Source organism: Duganella sp. CT11-25 (assembly GCF_047302815.1).
Classification (GTDB): domain Bacteria; phylum Pseudomonadota; class Gammaproteobacteria; order Burkholderiales; family Burkholderiaceae_D; genus Rugamonas.
This window is the reverse complement of sequence record NZ_JBKBFD010000001.1, coordinates 6,576,883-6,596,245: the sequence shown is the minus strand read 5'-3', so window position 1 is coordinate 6,596,245 and position 19,363 is coordinate 6,576,883. Positions and strand designations below refer to the sequence as shown.

General features: G+C 64.9%; 25 protein-coding genes. 10 read left to right on the top strand and 15 right to left on the bottom strand.

What is annotated here, in order from left to right:
- Positions 1-115 precede the first annotated feature (115 nt).
- Together ACEN9F_RS28680 and ACEN9F_RS28675 are read right to left on the bottom strand one after the other, a co-directional pair.
- On the bottom strand, positions 116-988 hold the full coding sequence (locus tag ACEN9F_RS28680; RefSeq protein ID WP_413425721.1) for a zinc-dependent peptidase: 873 nt from the start codon (positions 986-988) through the stop codon (positions 116-118).
- A gap of 154 nt (positions 989-1,142) precedes the next feature.
- Positions 1,143-1,727 carry a winged helix-turn-helix domain-containing protein gene (locus ACEN9F_RS28675; RefSeq protein ID WP_413427206.1) on the bottom strand — a complete coding sequence of 195 codons (585 nt, stop codon included), beginning with the start codon at positions 1,725-1,727 and terminating at the stop codon, positions 1,143-1,145.
- 331 nt (positions 1,728-2,058) lie between these two features.
- Between ACEN9F_RS28675 and ACEN9F_RS28670 the strand changes: the two genes are divergently transcribed.
- Together ACEN9F_RS28670 and ACEN9F_RS28665 are read left to right on the top strand one after the other, a co-directional pair.
- Positions 2,059-3,099: an OmpA family protein gene (locus tag ACEN9F_RS28670; RefSeq protein WP_413425719.1), complete on the top strand. Its 1,041-nt coding sequence runs from the start codon at positions 2,059-2,061 to the stop codon at positions 3,097-3,099.
- A gap of 41 nt (positions 3,100-3,140) precedes the next feature.
- Positions 3,141-3,998 (top strand): YihY/virulence factor BrkB family protein, encoded by an 858-nt coding sequence (locus tag ACEN9F_RS28665; RefSeq protein WP_413425717.1) that lies wholly within the window; start codon positions 3,141-3,143, stop codon positions 3,996-3,998.
- On the opposite strand, the gene ACEN9F_RS28660 is transcribed toward ACEN9F_RS28665, so the two are convergent.
- The 3 genes from ACEN9F_RS28660 to ACEN9F_RS28650 form a co-directional block, all read right to left on the bottom strand.
- Positions 3,995-5,062, bottom strand: a complete 1,068-nt coding sequence (locus ACEN9F_RS28660; protein ID WP_413425715.1) for an alpha/beta fold hydrolase — start codon at positions 5,060-5,062, stop codon at positions 3,995-3,997. The genes ACEN9F_RS28665 and ACEN9F_RS28660 overlap by 4 nt on opposite strands.
- A gap of 58 nt (positions 5,063-5,120) precedes the next feature.
- On the bottom strand, positions 5,121-6,302 hold the full coding sequence (locus tag ACEN9F_RS28655; protein WP_413425713.1) for an AI-2E family transporter: 1,182 nt from the start codon (positions 6,300-6,302) through the stop codon (positions 5,121-5,123).
- Positions 6,303-6,372: 70 nt separating this feature from the next.
- Positions 6,373-6,684, bottom strand: a complete 312-nt coding sequence (locus ACEN9F_RS28650) for a BON domain-containing protein (protein WP_413425711.1) — start codon at positions 6,682-6,684, stop codon at positions 6,373-6,375.
- 229 nt (positions 6,685-6,913) lie between these two features.
- On the opposite strand from ACEN9F_RS28650, the gene ACEN9F_RS28645 reads away from it, so the two are divergent.
- The 3 genes from ACEN9F_RS28645 to ACEN9F_RS28635 are packed head-to-tail and all read left to right on the top strand — an operon-like array spanning position 6,914 to position 7,901.
- A complete protein-coding gene (locus ACEN9F_RS28645) occupies positions 6,914-7,360 on the top strand; it encodes a glycine zipper 2TM domain-containing protein (RefSeq protein ID WP_413425709.1) in 447 nt (148 codons plus the stop codon).
- A gap of 49 nt (positions 7,361-7,409) precedes the next feature.
- A complete protein-coding gene (locus tag ACEN9F_RS28640) occupies positions 7,410-7,562 on the top strand; it encodes a DUF3309 domain-containing protein (RefSeq protein ID WP_413425707.1) in 153 nt (50 codons plus the stop codon).
- Positions 7,563-7,577: 15 nt separating this feature from the next.
- Positions 7,578-7,901 (top strand): hypothetical protein, encoded by a 324-nt coding sequence (locus ACEN9F_RS28635; protein WP_413425706.1) that lies wholly within the window; start codon positions 7,578-7,580, stop codon positions 7,899-7,901.
- Between the two features lie 15 nt (positions 7,902-7,916).
- On the opposite strand, the gene ACEN9F_RS28630 is transcribed toward ACEN9F_RS28635, so the two are convergent.
- From ACEN9F_RS28630 to ACEN9F_RS28600, 7 genes are all read right to left on the bottom strand, one after another.
- Positions 7,917-9,083, bottom strand: coding sequence for a patatin-like phospholipase family protein (locus ACEN9F_RS28630; RefSeq protein ID WP_413425704.1), 1,167 nt, complete (start codon positions 9,081-9,083; stop codon positions 7,917-7,919).
- Positions 9,080-9,451 carry a hypothetical protein gene (locus tag ACEN9F_RS28625; RefSeq protein ID WP_413425702.1) on the bottom strand — a complete coding sequence of 124 codons (372 nt, stop codon included), beginning with the start codon at positions 9,449-9,451 and terminating at the stop codon, positions 9,080-9,082. Before ACEN9F_RS28625 ends, ACEN9F_RS28630 begins: the two co-directional genes overlap by 4 nt.
- An 8-nt stretch (positions 9,452-9,459) precedes the next feature.
- Positions 9,460-9,846: a phage holin family protein gene (locus ACEN9F_RS28620; protein ID WP_413425700.1), complete on the bottom strand. Its 387-nt coding sequence runs from the start codon at positions 9,844-9,846 to the stop codon at positions 9,460-9,462.
- A 6-nt stretch (positions 9,847-9,852) separates the two neighbouring features.
- The gene (locus ACEN9F_RS28615; protein WP_413425698.1) at positions 9,853-10,155 is read right to left on the bottom strand and encodes a DUF883 family protein; all 303 of its coding nucleotides are present in this window, start codon (positions 10,153-10,155) and stop codon (positions 9,853-9,855) included.
- A gap of 66 nt (positions 10,156-10,221) precedes the next feature.
- Positions 10,222-10,758, bottom strand: coding sequence for a ferritin-like domain-containing protein (locus tag ACEN9F_RS28610; RefSeq protein WP_413425696.1), 537 nt, complete (start codon positions 10,756-10,758; stop codon positions 10,222-10,224).
- A gap of 37 nt (positions 10,759-10,795) precedes the next feature.
- Positions 10,796-11,710 carry an OmpA family protein gene (locus ACEN9F_RS28605; RefSeq protein ID WP_413425694.1) on the bottom strand — a complete coding sequence of 305 codons (915 nt, stop codon included), beginning with the start codon at positions 11,708-11,710 and terminating at the stop codon, positions 10,796-10,798.
- A 15-nt stretch (positions 11,711-11,725) separates the two neighbouring features.
- Positions 11,726-12,118 carry a DUF4398 domain-containing protein gene (locus ACEN9F_RS28600; protein ID WP_413425692.1) on the bottom strand — a complete coding sequence of 131 codons (393 nt, stop codon included), beginning with the start codon at positions 12,116-12,118 and terminating at the stop codon, positions 11,726-11,728.
- A gap of 191 nt (positions 12,119-12,309) precedes the next feature.
- Between ACEN9F_RS28600 and ACEN9F_RS28595 the strand changes: the two genes are divergently transcribed.
- The gene (locus tag ACEN9F_RS28595; protein WP_413427204.1) at positions 12,310-14,355 is read left to right on the top strand and encodes an AsmA family protein; all 2,046 of its coding nucleotides are present in this window, start codon (positions 12,310-12,312) and stop codon (positions 14,353-14,355) included.
- Between the two features lie 107 nt (positions 14,356-14,462).
- Positions 14,463-14,687 carry a glycine zipper 2TM domain-containing protein gene (locus tag ACEN9F_RS28590; RefSeq protein WP_413425690.1) on the top strand — a complete coding sequence of 75 codons (225 nt, stop codon included), beginning with the start codon at positions 14,463-14,465 and terminating at the stop codon, positions 14,685-14,687.
- Positions 14,688-14,821: 134 nt separating this feature from the next.
- Here ACEN9F_RS28590 and ACEN9F_RS28585 read toward each other — a convergent pair whose 3' ends face one another.
- Positions 14,822-15,571, bottom strand: a complete 750-nt coding sequence (locus ACEN9F_RS28585; RefSeq protein WP_413425688.1) for a Crp/Fnr family transcriptional regulator — start codon at positions 15,569-15,571, stop codon at positions 14,822-14,824.
- A 119-nt stretch (positions 15,572-15,690) separates the two neighbouring features.
- On the opposite strand from ACEN9F_RS28585, the gene ACEN9F_RS28580 reads away from it, so the two are divergent.
- The 3 genes from ACEN9F_RS28580 (at position 15,691) to ACEN9F_RS28570 (ending at position 17,224) form a co-directional block, all read left to right on the top strand.
- A complete protein-coding gene (locus ACEN9F_RS28580) occupies positions 15,691-16,308 on the top strand; it encodes a glycine zipper 2TM domain-containing protein (protein ID WP_413425686.1) in 618 nt (205 codons plus the stop codon).
- A gap of 138 nt (positions 16,309-16,446) precedes the next feature.
- A complete protein-coding gene (locus ACEN9F_RS28575) occupies positions 16,447-16,593 on the top strand; it encodes a lmo0937 family membrane protein (protein WP_008446864.1) in 147 nt (48 codons plus the stop codon).
- Between the two features lie 100 nt (positions 16,594-16,693).
- Positions 16,694-17,224: a DUF3617 domain-containing protein gene (locus ACEN9F_RS28570; RefSeq protein ID WP_413425684.1), complete on the top strand. Its 531-nt coding sequence runs from the start codon at positions 16,694-16,696 to the stop codon at positions 17,222-17,224.
- On the opposite strand, the gene ACEN9F_RS28565 is transcribed toward ACEN9F_RS28570, so the two are convergent.
- Together ACEN9F_RS28565 and ACEN9F_RS28560 are read right to left on the bottom strand one after the other, a co-directional pair.
- On the bottom strand, positions 17,225-18,061 hold the full coding sequence (locus ACEN9F_RS28565) for a branched-chain amino acid aminotransferase (protein ID WP_413425682.1): 837 nt from the start codon (positions 18,059-18,061) through the stop codon (positions 17,225-17,227).
- Between the two features lie 65 nt (positions 18,062-18,126).
- A complete protein-coding gene (locus ACEN9F_RS28560) occupies positions 18,127-19,206 on the bottom strand; it encodes a porin (protein WP_413425680.1) in 1,080 nt (359 codons plus the stop codon).
- Positions 19,207-19,363: the final 157 nt, after the last annotated feature.

Sequence of the window (19,363 nt, the reverse complement as noted above, 5' to 3'; positions counted from 1 at the left end):
AGCCTCGCGACGGCGTCAGACCTGCGCAGGGCGCGCAGGCGGACGGCAAGCAAGCGCGTGCGCGGCTGTCTCGATTATGCCCTACTTTAGGCTGGGCGCAGCGTTCAATCAGGTTTCAATGCGACCAGGTCGGACTCCACGCGTACGACGGCTCGACCGGCGGCGGCAGCGGCGGCGCCATCCACTGGCGCGGATCGACGCGGTAGTACTTGAGGAATTCCGCAAACAGCTCGGCGTGGTGCTCGGCCATCTGGTACGGCTTTTCAAAGAAGGTCTCGGTGGCCACGGCGAAGAACTCGGCCGGGTTGGTGGCGCCGTAATGGTCGATCACCGTGTGCTGGCGGTACATGGCGTGCATGCGCAGGTTCTGGTAATCGCGCGACAGCACTTCCGACCATTCGCGGTAGCTGGCCGGATTGCCCAGGTAGGGGGCGCCGTTGGCGCGGCCCGATTCGCTGTCCAGCTGGTGCGCGAACTCGTGCAGCACGATGTTGTGGCCGTCGGTCCAGTCGCCGGCGCCGTGCCGCACGTCGTCCCAGGACAGCACCACGCGGCCGTCGTCCCAGGATTCGCCCAGCATGCTCTGGTGGCCGGGCGTGACGACGCCGCCGGGGCCGACGTCGGCGCGCCGCGCCACGAAGGCGCTGGGGTAGACCAGGATGGTGTGCAGGGCCGGGTAGACCTTGCTGGGCCGGTTCAGCAGCAGCAGGCAGGCCTGGCCGGCGATGGTCACGGCCATCTCGTCGGTGACCTCCAGGCCCTCGCAGCCGACGAATTTCTTTTGATGCAGGAACTGCACCACCAGCCGCCGCAACTGCTGCCGCAGCTCCGGCGCCATGCGGCGGTAGACCGGGATATTGCGTTGTAAAACCGCCTCGGCGTGGGCCGGCAAAGGCCGGGCCAGCACCCGTTTCAGGCGCCAGTGCGGGTAGTAGAAAGGCAGCGCTATCGCCAGCGCCGTCAGGGCGATCCAGATCAAAGCTTCCATGTGCCGCAGGTCCGTGTCATGTCCAATGCTGGCTAGGTGGGGCGGTCCGGCCGCATTTCAATATGTCAACATCAAAACCACGAAAACAAACAGCCGGCGCAGTTCGCACTGCCCGGCCGTTCATGATACGCCCGCAGGGGCGCCGACTTGCTGCTTATTCCGCTTTTTGCTGCGACGGCGCCATGCCGAACAGGGCGGCGACCAGCGGATCGCGCATCACCGGACCGCGGTTGACGCGGATCGCATAGTGGGTGTCGTCGGCCAGGATGTGGAAGTGGCGGCCGCTGCCGGCCATGGCCTGCTCGCGGATGCCGGGACGTTCCTTGCGCGGCGGCGCGCCTTCGCGCTTGGGCTGGACGATCGCGGCCAGGAAGGCGGCCACGCGCTCGGGGTCGGGGGTCAGCTGGTAGACCGCCTTGCCCAGGTAGGTGGCGGTGCCTTCGACATAGCGCGCCAGCTCGATCACGCCGGCTTCGCGCAGGTCGCGGATGTATTTGCGGGCGCCGGACGGCGAAAACTTGAGGAACCAGGCGATTTCGTCGGCCAGCATCTCGTGCATGGAGAGTTCGCCGATCAGCTTCTGCATGTTTTCGATGCGGCGCAGCGTGGCCGAGGTCGAACGCACGCGCTCGATGGAGGCCATCGACAAGGCTGGCTTGCGGTCCAGTGGTGCAGGCGCCGGACGCTCGACCAGCATCAGCTTGGCCGTGGTGGCTTGCATTTCGGACGAGGCTTTCATCTCGTTCTGAACCAGCGTTTGAGGTTGTCTGACAGCATGCATTTGAACACTCCTTATAACAATTGCCGAGATTGGTGGCGTTGAATGAAGAATGCCGGTTTGGCGCCTCATGGTCTGTGCGGCAACGAACATTAGCGATGCATCTATGCGTTTAAAGGTGGGACAAGGGAAAAAGACATAAGTTTCAAGAAATGTGACGAATTTGATACACCACAAGCTTTTGTGCGCTAGCGAACGGACCGTCCGCACCAACTTGCCTAATCTTCGGTCCAACAGCCGTGTTAAGACATTGCTGGCAATGAAACATTTTTTAATAATCGGGAGCAAACCTGTGAATAAATCCAAGAAAATCGCCATCGCCGCCGCAGCCCTGTGCGCGTCGTTTTCCGCCCTGGCTCAGGATGCGGTCATCAATCCATCGTGGTACATCCAGCCCAGCGTCAACGCCATGAAGCCCGATTCGGACTTCGGCGTGGACAAGCGCGGCTACGGCGCCGGCCTCAAATTCGGTAAGGCCGTCAATGAGAACTGGGACGTGCAAATGGGTACGACCTATGCCCGCTCCCGTGAAAATGGCGAGCGCTACCAGCAGAACACCCTGGGTGTGGACGGCCTGTTCCTGTTCTCCCGCAAGTCCTTCCGTCCCTTCCTCCTGGTCGGCGCCGGCGTCGAACGCGACAAGGCCAACCTGAACCTGGTCGGCGAGCGCCGCAAGAACTCGCCTTACGTCAGCGCCGGCCTGGGCTTCCAGGCCGACCTCAGCGAACGCGTGGCCCTGCAGGCCGACATCCGCGACGTGCATGGCTTCATCCGCGGCGACACCTTCCCCAACAGCAAGAGCAACAACTACTACGCCACCGTCGGCCTGAACATCGCCTTCAACGCGCCACCGCGTCCGGCACCACCGGCCCCACCGCCGGCGCCTGCCGCCGTCGAACCGCCGCCACCGCCACCGGCACCGCTGCCACCGCCGCCGCCACCACCGGCACGCTTTGAAAAAGTGACGATGTCGGCAACCGAGCTGTTCTCGTTCGATAGCGCCAAGCTGAACCCGAACCAGCCCAAGCTGGACGACATCGCCAACGTGCTGAACGCGAACTCCAGCATCGACAACGTGGTCATCAGCGGCTACGCCGACCGCCTGGGCAGCGACAAGTACAATCAGAAGCTGTCGGAAAAACGCGCCAACTCGGTCAAGGAATACCTGGTCGGCAAAGGCGTGGCGGCCAACCGCCTGAACGCGGTCGGCAAAGGCGAATCCAATCCTGTCGTGACGTGCAACGACAAGAAACGCGCCGACCTGATCAAGTGCCTGGAACCTAACCGCCGCGTCGAAGTCGAGCAAATCACCATCGAACGCCGCGTGCAGTAAGCGGTCCGCCCCGCGACTGCGGTCGCGGGGCGTGCGATCCGATGAAGGCCAACATAGGCTCCGTGCTGAAATGCACGGTCTCCGAATGGTTTGAACACCGCGCCGGCAGCATGGGCGCGGCGTTGGCGTTTTACACGCTGTTTTCGCTCGCCCCCATCCTGGTGCTGGTGCTGGCCATCGCCGGCTGGTTCTACGGCCCGCAGGCGGCGCAGGGCGAGCTGTTCACGCAGCTGCGCGGCCTGGTCGGCAGCCAGGGCGCGGACGCGATCCAGCTGGTGCTGGCCGGCGCCCGCGACAAGGAACAAGGGCGGCTGGCCACCATGGCCGCCGGCGCCCTGCTGCTGTTCGGCGCCACCACCGTGTTTGCCGAACTCAAGGCCAGCCTGGACGCGATCTGGCAAGTCCCTCCCCTCACCCGCGGCACGGCCTGGGACGTCGTCCGCACCCGCCTGCTGTCGTTCGGCATGGTGCTGGTGCTGGCGTTTCTGTTGATGGTGTCGCTGGTGGTCAGCGCCGTGCTGGCGCTGCTGGAGAAATACTGGGGCGGCATCTGGCGCGATGCCGGCATCGTGCTGTCGGTGCTGAACACCACCATCAGTTTCGTGGTGATCGCCGCGCTGTTCGGCGTGATCTTCAAGATGCTGCCGCGCGTCCGACTGTCGTGGCACGACGTCACCATCGGCGCGCTCGGCACCGCCGCCCTGTTCACGCTCGGGAAATATGCGATCGGCGCGTATATCGGCAACAGCGGCGTGGCCGGCAGCTTTGGCGCCGCCGGCTCGCTGATCGCCCTGCTGCTGTGGGTCTACTACTCGGCGCAGATCTTCTTCCTCGGCGCCGAGTTTGCGCGGCAATACGCGCTACAGCTGGGCAGCCTGCGCGGGGGGCGCCTGCGCTAGCGCGCGCTTTGCGCCAGCAGCTGCTGCAGGTACTGCTTCCACAGCGCCGCCATGGTGTGGCTGCCGTGGCCGCGCGTGGCGTCGGTATAGGGCAGCACCACGGCGCTGCCGCGCTTGACGCGCTTGATCTCGGTTTCCAGTATCTTCAGCTCGGGCGGATTGATCAGGTCGTCGGCGCTATTGACGGCCAGCAGCGGCGCCACGATCTTTTCCAGCGCCGGCGCCGGATCGTAGTCTTCCGAAGCCCGCAGCTGATACATCAGGTCGGTGGCGTCGGCGGTCTGCATGCCGGCCGCGACGTAGCTGTCGAGCGCGGCGTCGGCCGCCGCCAGCGTCGGCAATTGCAGCTGACGCTGCACCGTATTGCTGCCCATCAGGTACAGCATCTCCTCGCCCACGCGCAGGCTTGGCGGCTGCGTCGTATACTCGCCGCCCTTCCATTCCGGATCGTTGCGGATGGCGTCGATGACCACGCGGCGCCAGACCCGGTTGCGGCCGGAAATCTGCGTCGGCACGCTGGCCAGCGGCATCAGCGCATCCATGAACAGCGGATAGCGCTCGCCCCACACCCACGATTGCATGCCGCCCATCGAGGTGCCCATCACCAGCCGCAGGTGGCGCACGCCCAGGCCCTCTTCCAGCAAGCGGTGCTGGGCGTCGACCATGTCGTTGTAGCCGTAGTGCGGGAAGCGCGCGCGCAGGCCGTCGCTGGGCTTGCTGGACTGGCCGTGGCCGATGCCGTCGGTCAGGATGATGTAGTAGCGCGCGGCGTCCAGCAGGCCGCCCGGCCCGAACAGCTCGCCGGCGAATTCGGGACGCAGGAACTGGGCACCGGTGCCGCCGGTGCCATGCGTGATCAGCACCGCGTTGTTCACCACGCCCTGGGCGTCGCGCCGGGGCGTGCCCAGAGTGCGGTAATGGATGCGCAGCTCGGCCAGCTTCTCGCCGGACGCGAACTGGAAATTCTTCAGATGGAAATCGCCTTCGACCGGGGCGGGATAGCTGGCGGCCTGGGCAGCGCCCAGGGCCAGCAGCAGGGTCAGACATGACAGTATTTTCAGCATGGGTGCGCTCTCGGAATGGAACGCGTCATCATACCTCAGCCCGCATACCTCGGCTCACCTACTCTCCCAGCAGTTCGGCCACCACCTCCATGCCCTCGACACGCTCGGCCACCACCTTGACGATGACGATCAACGGCACGCCCAGCAGCAAGCCCCAGACGCCCCACAGCCAGCCCCAGAACAGCAGGCTGACGAAGACGGCGGCCGGATTCATGCGCGCGAAGCGGCCCGTCATCCAGGTCGCGATGACGGTGCCGACCAGCGTCGCGATGCCGAGCGAGGCGCCCATCACCAACAAGCTCATCTTCAGCGATTCGAACTGCAGGAAGGCCACGATGCCGGTCGCCAGCATGATCAGCAGCGGACCGAAGTAAGGCATCAGGTGCAGCAGGCCGGCCACGATGGCCCAGGCGCCGGCGTTCTCCAGGCCGATCCAGCGCAGCGCCACCCACATCAGCAGCGCCAGCATGCCGTTGGTGACCAGCAGCATCAGCATGTATTTCTGGATCGAGGTATTGATGTCCTCCAGGATGTGCACGGTGATCTTCTTCTTGCTCAACGACGGCCCGGTCAGCTTGACCAGCTTGCGCTTGAAGGTGTCGCCCGACAGCAGCAGGAAAAACACCAGGAAGATCACCATCGTCGACTGGCTCAGGAACACCATCACGCCGCGCGAGCCGGCCCACACCCAGTCCATGACGGGGATGCTGTCCGGCGGCGCCGTGGCGGCCTTGCGCGCCGCGCGCCGCTCCTGGGCGCCGGCGGTGGCTTGCTGCAATTCGGTGGCGACGTCCTGGATGCGCTGCAAGGCGCTCGGCCCGCCGCCGTGCAGCCGGTCCGACAGCAGGCGCGACAGCTTGTGGCCGGCGCTCGGCAATTCCTCGACGATGGATTGGAACTCGCCCTGCACCTTGTCGATCACCAGCACCGAGCCGCCGAGGATGGCGGCGGTGACCAGCGTGGCGCCGATCAGGCGCGGCACGCGCATGCGCTCCAGCCAGCACACCAGTGGACTGAGCATGTAGGTGATCAGGATGCCGAGCAATAAGGGGACCAGGAAATTGCGCGACCATTGCAGCGCATAGATGAAGGCCACGGTGGCGATGACGCCGAGCGCCAGGCCGCGCGCGTGGACATGCAGGGGAATCCGGGCAAGGTCGCGCGGCAGCTCGATGGGAGCGTCGCCGTCGGCGCTGAGCGCCTGTGCATGAGTCTGGGGGAGATCGACAGGCTGGTTCATGATGGCTCACAAAAAAAATGCCGGCGCGGCATGCTCGCAAGAGCACGGCGCGCCGGCGGGTCACATCTGCTTACTTGACGTGCAGATCGTTCTTCACAGCCGTCACGCCCTTGACGCCGCGCGCCACTTCGGCGGCCTTGGCGATGTCGCCAGGCTGGGCCACGAAGCCGCTCAGCTGCACCGTGCCCTTGAAGGTTTCGACATTGATTTCAGTCGACTTCAGGCTAGGTTCGTTGAAAATGCTGGCTTTGACTTTGGTGGTGATGACGGAATCGTCGACATACTCGCCGGTGCCTTCTTTGGTGGAAGTCGATGCGCAGCCGGCGGTGGCCAGCAGCGAGACGGTGAACAGGGCAGTAGCGATTTTATGTGCGATTTTCATGGCGATTCTCCTTGGAGTTATTAAACAATGAGTTTGTCAGCCAGCGGGACGCTTGGACGTCTCTGCTACCGATGTAGACGTTTTACGCTGCTTGCAAATCGACCTCTGTACGGTACCGTACACACATCAAAATTCACCAAAAACGCCACAATGCGAATCGGTGCGCAAGCGCACAGACCCTGTCGCCCAGCGTGACTATTCTGGACTCACACTTTTCCAGGAGGACAATATGAAACACGCTACTACGCTTGCAGCAGCCGTCGTCGCCGGCTGCGCCATCCTCAGCGGTTGCGCCAGCAACAACCAGCAACCGCAGCAGGTCGGCTATACCAACCAGGAGTCCGCCACCTACGGCACCATCGATTCGATCCAGGTGGTGCAGGCCAAGGCCGGCACCAGCGGCGGCGGCGCCGTCGCCGGCGGCCTGGTCGGCGCATTGCTGGGTAACCAGGTCGGCTCGGGCAGCGGCCGCACCGCCGCCACCGTGGCCGGCGCGGTCGGCGGCGCCGTGGTCGGCAACAAGGTCGAGGAAGGCCGCAACCAGCCGCAACAGCAATACCAGATCAGCGTGCGCATGGATAACGGCGACTACCGCATCGTCAACCAGGACAGCGTCTACGACCTGCGCGTCGGCAACCGCGTGCGCCTGGTGGACGGCCGCCTGTATCGCTATTAATGATGCCAGCGCGGGACCAGTCACCATTTAAAACAAACGGGAGAAAAACATGGGCACCATCATTCTAATCATTCTGGTCCTGGCACTGATCGGTGCGCTGCCGACCTGGCCGCACAGCCGCGAATGGGGCTACGCCCCCAGCGGCATCACCGGCCTGATCGTAGTGATACTGTTGATTATGCTGCTGACCGGCAGGTTATAAACACGGGAGAACATCATGACTCATCGCCTCGTACTCGGCGTGATGATGGCTTGCGCGGCGCTGGCCGCGCAGGCGCAGGACACCACGCCGCAACCGAACGTCCAGCTCCAGCAGCAGGAAATCGCCAGGGGCGATCCGGCCCGCTGGTACCAGGAAGACACGACCGCGTCGGCGCAGACGCGCACGCTGCGCAAGGAAATCGGCGCGGCCTTGGCCGAGGCCAGGCTGGCCTGCAAGCAAGGCCCCGCCACCGAACGCCGCGCCTGCATGAAGGAAGCGCAGGAGACCTACCAGCGCGACATGGCCAGCGTGCCGCAGATCCTGGCGCAGAACCGCTAGGGGTGGGCGGCCGCCTCAGGCGGCCCGCTCGCGCGCCGGTCCGGCACGCAGCTCCTGCGGCGGCAATTCATGCACCACCAGCGGCGTGTCTTCCGTCACAAAGCTCAACCAGCCGGCGGCCTTGATGGCGCGCTGCGCATCCTGGTAGCCCTGGTCCCAGCGCCACTGGATGGATCCCTCGGAAAAATTGATGTCCTTGGCCGCCATGTTCCAGTCGCGCCCGGCATACGGCAGCCGCACCACATGCAGCGTGCTGCCGCAGCCCAGCGCATCCAGTTCGCGCGCGGCCTGCTCGGTCCTGGCCTGCGGCGGCAAGGCCAGGTACAGGTCGCGCAGCTTTTGCCGCATCTTGTGGGTGGTCACATAGTCGGCCAGGTGGCGCTGCGAGCGCGAGGCGAAGGTCACATCCTTCTGCCGCGTCTGCACCTGGTCCAGCGTGGTCGGTTCCTCGCCGTCGGCGCTCCACAGGTCCACCATGAAACACAGGGTGTCGACCTGCTGGCTGTCGTCCAGCACGGTCTCCAGCGGCGTATTCGAATACAGGCCGCCATCCCAGTACAGGTCGCCATCGATGCGCACCGCCGGAAAACCCGGCGGCAGCGCCCCGCTGGCGCGGATATGGTCGGCATGGATGGTCTGCTCGCGGTTGTCGAAGCTGCGCAGCGTGCCGCTGGTGACCTTCAGCGCGTTGACCGTCAGGCGGGTGCCGCCCGGCGCGTTGAGGTAGTTGAAATCGACCAGCTGCTTCAGCGTGTCGCGCAATTCCGTCGTATCGTAGAAACTGGCTTCCTCGGGCGCGACCTCGGCGCCGGCAGCAAACGGACTGAACAAGCGCGGCGAGAAAAATCCGGGCACGCCGCGCAGCAGCGTATCCCAGGTTTGCAGCAGGATGTTGGAGCGGCGCAGCTGGTCGGTCACGCGCCGCATGTCGAAGCTGTCGCGGTGGGCGATGCCGTGCCAGAACTGGCGCAGCCGCGATAAACGGGTTTCGTGGGGATTGCCGGCCAGGATGGCGGCGTTGATGGCGCCGATCGAGGTGCCGACGATCCAGTCCGGCGCCAGGCCGTGCTCGTGCAAGGCCTGGAACACGCCGGCCTGGTAAGCCCCCAGCGCGCCCCCGCCCTGCAGCACCAACACGATGCGCAGCCCTGCGGGATTGAGCGGGTTGGCGGGCGAACTCAAGGCGTCTCTTGTTCCGGCGTACTCTTGCGCCGCAGCAGCCAGGCCACGCCGACGCCGAGCGCCAGCGCCACGCCGATGGCTGGCTTGATCAGGCGCTTGCGCGCGATGAACGAGCCGACCGTCAGCGCGTACGGCATCAGGGACTTGATGTTGACGCCGCTCAGGCCACCCGGCTGCAGCAAGCCGCCCAGGCGCGCCCTGGCCATGCCCACCGCCTGATCGACCGCGCCGTGGAACAGCGCGTCCGGATGCAGCGCGTTGGCGAGCAGCGCCTTGGCATGCACGACCTTGATGCGATAGAGCTCGCCTTCGCGTATCAGCTTCTGTTTCTCGGCCGCCAGTTCGGCGGCCTCGGTTTCCTTGCTCATGGCTCTCCTTACAACAGCATGTCGCGGTCGGACTTGAGTTCCGCCATGGTCGCCGGCAGCGACAGCTTGCCGCTGCGGATCAAACCGCGCGCGTACAAGACCAGGCCGATAGCGACCAGCAGGAACACGCCGGTGATGATGGGCAGGATGACCCAGCCGATCACGCTCCAGGCCAGCCAGACCACCGTGACGGTGGCGTAGATCAGGGCCAGGCTGCCCACCGCCACCGCCAGCGCGAACACCAGCACCAGCTTCAGCAGGTGATTGCGGACCTCCGACAGCTCCAATGCGGCCAGCTCCAGCCGCGTCAGCAGCAAGCCGACCGCGTTGCGGGTCACATTGCCCAGCGATGCGATCAGGCCCGGCGGACGGTTTCCTTCGTCAGCATGCGCCACGATGGATTACTTGCGGCCGATGATCACGCCGATCAGCAGGCCGACGCCGGCCGCGGCGGCGATCGAGCGCCATGGGTTTTCCTTGACGTATTCGTCGGCATGCTTGGCCGCTTCCTTGCCGGCAGCCACCGCGCTCACCTGGGCTTCATGGGCCTTGGCCAGTGCCGTGTCCAGCGCGCGCATGCCGCGGCCGCGCAGTTCCTCGGCTTTTTCGCCGGTCAGCGCGGTGGCGGCGGTAAACAATGCCTGCGCATCTTTCACCAGCGTTTTCACGTCGTTATTCACGGTACTGATGTTTTGTTCCAGCATGATGAAGCTCCTGTTGTGGTTGTGGTGTGAAAACTTTACAGCAAATCGCGCAGATCCGGGTTCACCTTATGCAAGCAAATCACGCATATCGTCCGCGTGCTCTTCCTCGACCGCCATGATCTTGATCAACAGATGGCGCGTCGTCGGATCGCTATCGCCGATCTGTTCGATCATCTGCCGGTACGATTCGATGGCGACCCGCTCGGCGATCAAATTGGCCTTGACCATCGATTGTACGTCGTCAGAAGCATCATACTCGGCATGGCTACGTGCGAGCAATGTTGCCGGATTGAAATCAGGTTGTCCATTCAATTGAACAATCCGCTCGGCCAGCCAGTCGGCGTGCTCCTGCTCCTGGGTGGCGTGCTCCAGGAATTCGGCCTTGATCGGGCCGTTCTGCAGCCCGCTGACCGTGTAGTAATGCCGCTTGTAGCGCAAAATGCAGACCAGTTCGGTCGCCAGCGCGTCGTTCAGCATCTTGACGACGGCGGCGCGGTCGCCCTGGTAGCCGGCGGTGACCGGACCGTCCTGCAGGTTGCGGGCCGCCGCGCGGATGGCTTCGGTGTCGATACCTGCCGGTTTGGTGGGGTTAGATTCAGCCATGATAGTCCTTCCTTTGTGAGAAATACGGTGTCGGTCCTTAGCGTCGGTTGGCGATCGGCTGGCCGTTCTGCGACAGCACGATTTCCACGCGGCGGTTCAGCTGGCGGCTGCCGGCGTCGCTGTTGCTGGCGACCGGGAATGCTTCACCGTAGCCGCGGGTGGCGATCTTGTCGGCTTTCACGCCCAGGCCGATCAGCGCGTTACGCACGGATTCGGCGCGGCGCTGCGACAGCTCCAGGTTGTGCGACGAGGTGCCGGTGCTGTCGGTAAACCCTTCGATCAACACGGCGCTCTGTGGTTCCTGCAGCAGCACGTCGGCCATCTTTTGCGCGGTGCGCATGCCTTCGGCGCTCAGCTCGGCGCGGTCGACATTGAACAGCACGTCGTTCAGCGTGATCACCAGGCCGCGGTCGGTCTGCTTGGCTTGCAGGTCGGCCAGCTGCTGTTGCAGCGCGGCGTTCTTGGCCTGCTCGTCGCGCGCCGCGCTGGTGGCGGCTTCGGCCTGCAGGCGGGCGGCGTCGGCCTGGGCCTTGGCCTGCTCGGCGCTCATGCGGGCCTGGTCGGCGGCGCTGCGGGCCTGGTTGGCTTCGGCGGTGCGTTGTTCCAGGCGGATTTCATCGCGCTGGCGGCCGGCGTTGGCGACATCAGCCTCGGCCTGCTTTTGCTTGGCCACTTCCTGCGCGGTGGCGATCTTTTGCTTGGCGATGTAGGCCAGCTTGTCGATCTCGTTCAGGCTTTCCTTTTTCGCGGCGGCGGCGTTGGCGCGGTCCAGCGCATCGGCGGCGGCCTTGAATTCCAGCGGTGCGCTGGCGGCCACCGACGGGTTGCTCTGCGCCGCCATGAAGTCGCCGCGCGCCTGGTCGAGCGTGCTGGTGGTGGTTGGCGTGGTGCTGCAAGCCGCGAAGAACACGGACATCGCAAACACGGTTGGAATCAGGTGTAGTTTTTTCATGATCGGTCTCCTTGATTATTGTTGTTGGGTGGTGCTGTTGGCACGGTTCAGCTCTTCGCGCAGCAGGCGGATGTTCTGCTGCAGCTCGTCGGCGGCGCTGGAGGCCTTGGCCGAGTTGGCCTTGCTCTGCGCCAGTTGCGCATCGGCCGACGCCTGCGTCGCCAGGTCTTGCGCGGTCTTGTAATCCTTGGCCGCCAGCGCCTGGTTGGCGCGCATCAGTTTTTCGCGCGCCGACTGCATTTCGGCAGGCGCGAGGTCGGCGGCACCGGCGCTGGTGGCGTTGGCCACGGCGGCGCGGGATACCGCGACATCGGCGGTGGCCGGCGCCTTGTTGCTGGCGCAAGCGGCCAGGCCCAGCACCATCGCAGCGCCGCACAACATCATGTTTACTCGGTTCGTCGTCATCATTATTGTTCTCCTTAAAATTGTGATCGGGACGGATACGTTATATGCCGACGGCGCCGCACCTTCAGTACGGTGCCGCACACTGACGCGCCGCCTGCTACCGTTGGGTGCGGCAGCGCACCATCGCGATGTTGACGCCGCCTTAGAGTGTGTAAAATGCCGCAACTAACTATAAGAAAACAGGTCTCATGCTCATGCCCCCGTTCCTGCCGCTCAATCGCCACTCCCGCATCGTCCTCGCCGCCGCCGGCGTGCTGGTCGCCCTGCCCGTCGTCGTCGCCGTCGCGATGGCCAACTACGATTGGAACAAAGCCAAACCCTGGCTGAACGACAGGATCAGCGAATCGATCGATCGCCCGTTCGAGATCCGCGGCGAACTTTCATTGACCTGGCGGCAGCAGGGCCGCAGCGGCGACCGCACCTGGCACGATTACCTGCCGCTGCCGCACCTGGTGGCCAGGGACGTCCATATCGGCAATCCGGCAAGCATGCGGGCGCCGGCCGAGATGGCCAGCGTCAGCCAGTTCGCCTTTGCCGTCGAGCTGTTGCCGCTGCTCCAGCAAAGGATAGCGATCCCGGTGCTGCGTTTCGACAACCCGGTGGTGCTGCTGCAGCGCGACGCCGATGGCAAGCACAACTGGGACTTCAAACAGGCCGACAAGCCGTCGCCGTGGAAGCTGGACCTGCAGCGCGTGGTCTTCACCAAGGGCACGATGCGCTACATCGATGCCATGACGCACGTCGATGCCAGCGCCGACATCGACACCATCAACGCCGACCCGACCTACGGCATCGCCTGGCAATTGCGCGGCAAGTGGAACAAGCAGGACATCAAGGGCAGCGGCAAGGCCGGCGCCGTGCTGGCGCTGCAGCAGCAAACCGCGCCCTTCCCGCTGACGGCCAGTCTGAACGTCGGCGGCACCAGCATCGCGGTGACCGGCACGCTGACCAAGCCGACCGCGCTGACCGCGTTCGACATGCGGCTCAAGGTCTCCGGCCCCAGCATGGCGCGGCTGTACGGCCTGACCGGCGTGCTGCTGCCGGAAACCCCGCCCTTCGCCACCGAGGGCCACCTGACCGGCAGCCTGGGCGCCGACACCAGCCGCTGGGTCTACGACCAGTTCACCGGCAAGGTCGGCAGCAGCGACATCGCCGGCAAGCTCGACTACACGGCCGGGCCGTCGCGGCCGGTGCTGACCGGCGCGGTGCAATCGAAGCTGCTGCAGTTCACCGACCTCGGACCGCTGATCGGCGCCGACTCCAACGCCAGCAAGCAGGCGCGCGGGGCCGAGGCGGTCCAGCCGGGCAACAAGGTGCTGCCGGTGGAAGTCTTCCGCACCGAGCGCTGGACCGCGCTCGACGCCGACGTCGGCTTCAAGGCCCAGCGCATCACGCGCGACCACGACCTGCCCATCCACAACCTCGACACGATGATCCACATGAAGGACGGCGTGCTGTCGCTGACGCCGCTGAACTTCGACATCGCCGGCGGCCGCTTCACCTCCAACGTCATGCTCGACGGCAGCGGCAAGGTCAACGCCAGCGCCATCCGCGCCGAGCTCAAGGCCGGCGCCCGCCATCTGCAGCTGAAGCAGCTGTTCCCCAAGATCGACGGCATGCAGGCCACGGTGGGCGAAGTCAACGCCGACATCTCGCTGTCGGCCACCGGCAACTCGGTGGCCAGCCTGCTGGGCTCGTCCAACGGCGAACTCAAGGGCGTGATCAACGAAGGCAGCGTCAGCAAGCTATTGCTGGAGGAGATGGGGCTCAACATCGGCAGCGTGGTGCTGACCAAGGTGGTGGGCGACAAGCAGGTCAAGCTCAACTGCATGGTCACCGATTTCGCCGTCACCGACGGGTTGATGCGGTCGCGCCTGTTCGTGGTCGACACCTCGGAAGCCAGGATCGACATCGCCGGCACCGTCAACCTCGGCAACGAAAAGCTGGACCTGACGCTCAAGCCGGACGCCAAGAGCATGCGTGTGATCTCGCTGCGGGCGCCGATCTACGTGCGCGGCACCTTCAAGGATCCGGACATCAGCGTCGACAAGGGCGTGCTGGCGTTGCGCGCGGGCGGCGCGCTGGCGCTGGCCGTGGTGGCGCCGGTCGCCGCCATCCTGCCGCTGGTCAACACCGCCGCCGGCGAAAGCAGCGGCTGCACGGCGCTGCTGGCCCAGGCCGGCGGCAAGCCGGTCGCGCCGGCGCCGGGCAAGGCGCGGGCCGTCAAACCCAAAGGATAAGTCCTCAACGTGTGCTGGCGAACGGAATGCGGCCCGCGCCTGACGTACTCTGGCGCCATTGGGAGAGGCGCAATACCGCGTCTTGACCTGCCAGTGAGGAGAACAGCATGAAGAACATCAAGCACATCGCATCGACGGCCGCCATCGTGGCAGCCACGCTGGGCCTGAGCGCATGCGCGGGCATGTCGAATCAGGACAGGAACACCGCGGTAGGCGCCGGCGTCGGCGCGGTAGCCGGCTCGGTACTGACCGGCGGCAGCGCGGTCGGCACGGTAGGCGGCGCAGCGGTTGGCGGCGTGATCGGCAACCAGGTACAAAAGCCCCCACGTTAATCGCCCCGCAAAAAAACAAACGGACCTTCGGGTCCGTTTTTCATCCGGGGTCAGGTCCAAAACCTGGACATGGGCTCTACCGTAGCCTTCGCTACGGTAGAGCCCGTGTCCAGGTTTTGGACCTGCCCCCGGAGTTATAGCAGCACGTTGGCCATGCCGATCAGGCCGTCGTCCTTGACCAGCTCGTAGCAGTGGCAGGAGACCGCTTCCAGGCCGGCCGAGTCGAGGATCTCGATGTTGCCGCGGCTGTAGCTGATCAGCTTTTGATGCTGCAGCGCGCTGGCGGCTTTGGTGACGCCGACGCGGCGCACGCCCAGCGCGTGCGCGAGGAATTCATGGGTCAGGTGGAATTTTTCCGATTGCAAGCGGTCGCGCGTGATCAGCAGCGAACGCGCCAGCCGCGCCTCCAGCACGTGGAAGCGGCTGCACACGGCGATCTGGATCGCTTGCGCCAGCAAGGTGTCGGTGTAGCGGTGCAGCAGACGCTGCAGCGATTCCATGCGGCTGAACTCGGCGGCGAAGTCGGCCACATCGATGCGGTTGGCGCGGCCCGAGCGCTGCACCACCGCGCGCACCTGCGCCATCTCGTGGGCCAGCACCACCGAGGCGCCCAGCATGCCTTCGCGCCCGACCGAGCCGACTTCCAAGGTCATGCGGCCTTCGGCCACCGCCAGCAGCGAGATCAGGCAGTCGACCGGAAAGTAGACATGGCGTATCGCCTGCCCGGGCTCGTACAACACTTCCCCTACTTCGACCCGCACCGTCTCGCTCAGCGCGGCGAGGTGACTTTGATCGTCTTCGGGCAGGCTGCTCAGCAGGCGGTTGAGCGCCTGCCTTGGCTGCGCTCGGTCTTCGTCGGGCGGATGTGAGAGAGAGGTATGCATGAGACCAGCGTAATGGCAATGATTTTCCCTGTATGTACGGTGACGCACGGAAGCAAGGGATGTCTCGTAGGAAAATACGAGGCGTGATGCACTACCTCAACCATAAAAAAGGACACCCCATGAATACTCCCAACACCACCCGCTCCATTCATCCGGTCATGGTGATCGCCGCCGTCGCGGTGGTCCTGTTCTGCGGCGTCGGCAGCGCCGCCATCCTCGGCTGGCTGCCGACCTCGAACGCCAGCGGCACCCTGCCCGGCGCCGCGCCGATGCCCGGCCAGCTGTCGGCGGCGCCCGAGCAGCAGGTCGCCTACAACAACGCTGCGCCGGCCCCGGCGCGAGGCCAAGGCCAAAACCAGGACCAGGCGCCCGAACCTGTCGCGAAACAGGCGCCTGCCGCCTGCGCCAATTGCGGCGTGATCGAGTCGGTGCGCTCGGTTGAACATCGTCCGCAATCCAGCGGCGTGGGCGCCGTCGGCGGCGCGGTGCTGGGCGGCCTGCTGGGCAACCAGGTCGGTAGCGGCCACGGCCGTCAAGTGGCGACGGTGGCCGGTGCGGTCGGCGGCGCGGTGGCCGGCAACCATATCGAAGGCAATATGAAAACCACGCACACCTGGGACATCGTGGTGCGTATGGATAACGGCAGCAAACGCACCATCCACCAGTCGTCGCAGCCGTCGTGGCGCTCGGGCGACGCGGTGCGCGTGGTGAAAGGCCAACTGCGTTCGATCGACTAAAGACTTTACGTACGGCACCGTACAGATGGCGCCCCCGGCGTTGACGATAATGGAAGCAAGATACGAACAAGACGAAACGGTTCGAGATCCCCATCGATGCCCACAGTGGACGTCGCAATACAACCTGAGGAGAGAATCATGCTCTATACCATTGCTGTAGTTCTGCTTATCCTGTGGCTGCTGGGCTTGGTCACGTCGTACACCATCGGCGGCTTCATCCACATCCTGCTGGTGGTCGCCATCATCATGGTGCTGCTGCGCCTGATTAGCGGACGCGGCGTATAGCCCTCCCCGCTGCCTGAACAACGGCGCGCCACCCTACGGTGGCGCGCCGTTTTTTCATTTGTGCGCCGTTTGGTTTATGCTGTCTTTTTTGGGAGCCGATATGAAACGTCTAGTGATTTCGCTGGCCTTGCTGGCCGCCGTCCACGCGCATGCGCAAACCATCAAGCCCGGCCTGTGGGAAATGAATAACAAAGTCAAGACCGGCAACGCCCAGACTGACCAGGCGCTGTCTATGGCGATGCAGCAGTTGGCCAATATGCCGCCGGCGCAGCGCGCCCAGATGGAGGCGATGATGGCGCAGAACGGCGTCTCCATGCCCAAGCAGAGCGGCGACGGCGGCATGCTGCTGACCGCCTGCGTGACGCCGGAAATGGCGGCCAAGAAGGAAATCCCGATCGATCAGAAAGGCAAGTGCACCTCGCAGCAAGACCACGTGCCCAACGGCCTGAACATCTCGTTCACCTGCACCGATCCCGCCTCCAGCGGCCAGGGCCAGGTCCGCTTCAATGGCGACAGCGCCTACACGATGACGATGAACGTGACCAACAGCACCGGCTCCGGGCCGCAGAACGCCACCATCGAATCGACCGGGCGCTGGTTGTCCGCCACCTGCCCGGCCAAGCCCAAATAATTACTGGCTGTCGGAGAACGCCATGTAGCGGTCGCGCGCCAGCGTGGCGATCGGGCCGACCGGCAAGGTGCGCGCTTCGTAGCGCACGCACGGCGTGACCTTGCCGTAGTTGCCGGTGTTGAAGATCTCGACGGCGGTTTCCAATTCCCGCGGCAGCACCGAACGCTGCTCGACCGTGATGCCCTCCTTGGCCAGCAATTCGATCACGCGGGCGCGGGTGATGCCGGACAGGAAGGTGCCGTTCGGCACCGGCGTCACCACCTTGCCCTCGGGCGTGACGAGGAACAGATTGGCTGAGGCGAACTCGGCCACGTTGCCTTCGCTGTCGCACACCACCGCGTTGTCGTAGCCGCGGTTCTTGGCTTCGCGCAGCGCCTTGGTGGTGTTGGCGTACAGCGAGGAAGCCTTGGCGTCGGTCGGCGCCATCGACGGGTCGGGCCGGCGCTGCTCGGACAGGCAGGCCGAGAAGCCGGTGAAGGCCGGCATCGGCGCATCGAACAAGGTCAGCGCGAAGCCGCTTTTTTCCGCCACCGGGATCAGCAGGCCGTCGGTGCCGAACACCAGCGGACGCACATACAGCTCGGCATCGGCCGGGAACTTTGCCACGCCCTCGCGCACCAGCTTTTCCATCTCGTCGACGCTCAGCGGGCACACCAGGCCGACACGCTCCGACGACGTGATCACGCGCTGCAGGTGCAGGCGCAGATCGGGCATATGGCCGCGTATCGAGCGGGCGCCGTCAAACACGGACGATCCCAGCCAGACGCTGTGATCCATGGCGCCAAACAGTGGTGTGTTGCCTTCGGCCCAGCTGCCGTTGAAGTAAGTCAGATACATGCTCGTTCCCGGTGATCAGTAAAACGAGCAATGTAGCACGATTGGCAGGCGTGCCAGAAGGAGTGCTAGAAGGAATGTCTCAAGCCGACGTTGACGGCGCGGTCGCCGTGCCCGCCGCTGCTGGCGTTGCCGACCGTGTAGCCGGCGCCGTTGCGGTTCTGTATCTTGGCGAAGGAGGCGTACCAGTCGGTGCGCTTGGAGAAGGCATACGAGAAGCCGACCGCCAACTGGTTGGCGTCGCGGTCGGCCAGGCCGCGGTCGTCCTTGCGGATGTACGACGCCAGGAAGGTGGTCGCCCCCATCGGCACGGCGACGCCGACCAGCACATCGCGGCTGTTGTTGGAGGGCGTGCTTTGCGCCACCGCGCCATACGGATTGTCCATATCCCACGGCGAGCTGCCGTCGCCCCGGCTGCGGCCGTAGGCGGCGTAGCCGATAAAGCGGCCGAAGTCGACATTGGCCGCCACCAGCGTGTTGCGCGCCGATTGATCGACCGGCGGCGTGGTGCCGGTCGCATCGAGCAGGTTTTCCTTGCGCTGGTGCGTGAGGCTGAGATTGACCACGCCCTTGGCATAGCCGATGGTGGCGCCGTACGCCCGGTTGACCTTGCTGTTATAGGGCGATTCGCCGAAGCTGTAGATCAGAGAACCGATCAGGCCGCTGCGCGCGCGCGGCGATTGGTACTTGATCGTGTTGTCGTAGCGCTTGTTGGTATAACCGACCAGATTGGCCGCGCTGCCCGCCATGCCGCCATGGAAAGGATCGGCGACGTCGGTCAGCGTTTCATACACCAGGTTGTACTGCCGCCCTAGGGTCACCAGCCCCAGCGGGCCATCGAGCCCGACGTAGGCCTGGCGGCCAAACAGTTTTCCGTTCTGGTCGGACGCGCCGGTATCGTTGAGAATGCCCGCCTCCAGCGTATATACCGCCGAAGTCCCCCCGCCCAAATCCTCGCGCCCCCGCACACCCAACCGCGAACCGGAAGCGATGCCGCTGTCGACCTTGGTCCGCGCGCAATCGCCGCTACAACCCCGCTCAGCTACCACGCCCGCATCCAGCAAACCGTACACCTCGACCGCCGACGGCGCTTGCGCCGCCGCGCTCAGCGGAGCAAGCAGTGCCAAGGTGGCGAGGGTGGGTTTCATGATAAGCCGCGAGCATTGGGTAATCGTTAGCTCCAGTGTAGTGCGGGCCACGCCCCCTCTCTGTGCGGCCGATCACGTTCATGCAAGGTGCATTCGACTTTCGCTCAGGAAACCTATGTTCGCCATCGTACATACATGCGGGGCGCCGGCGGGTATA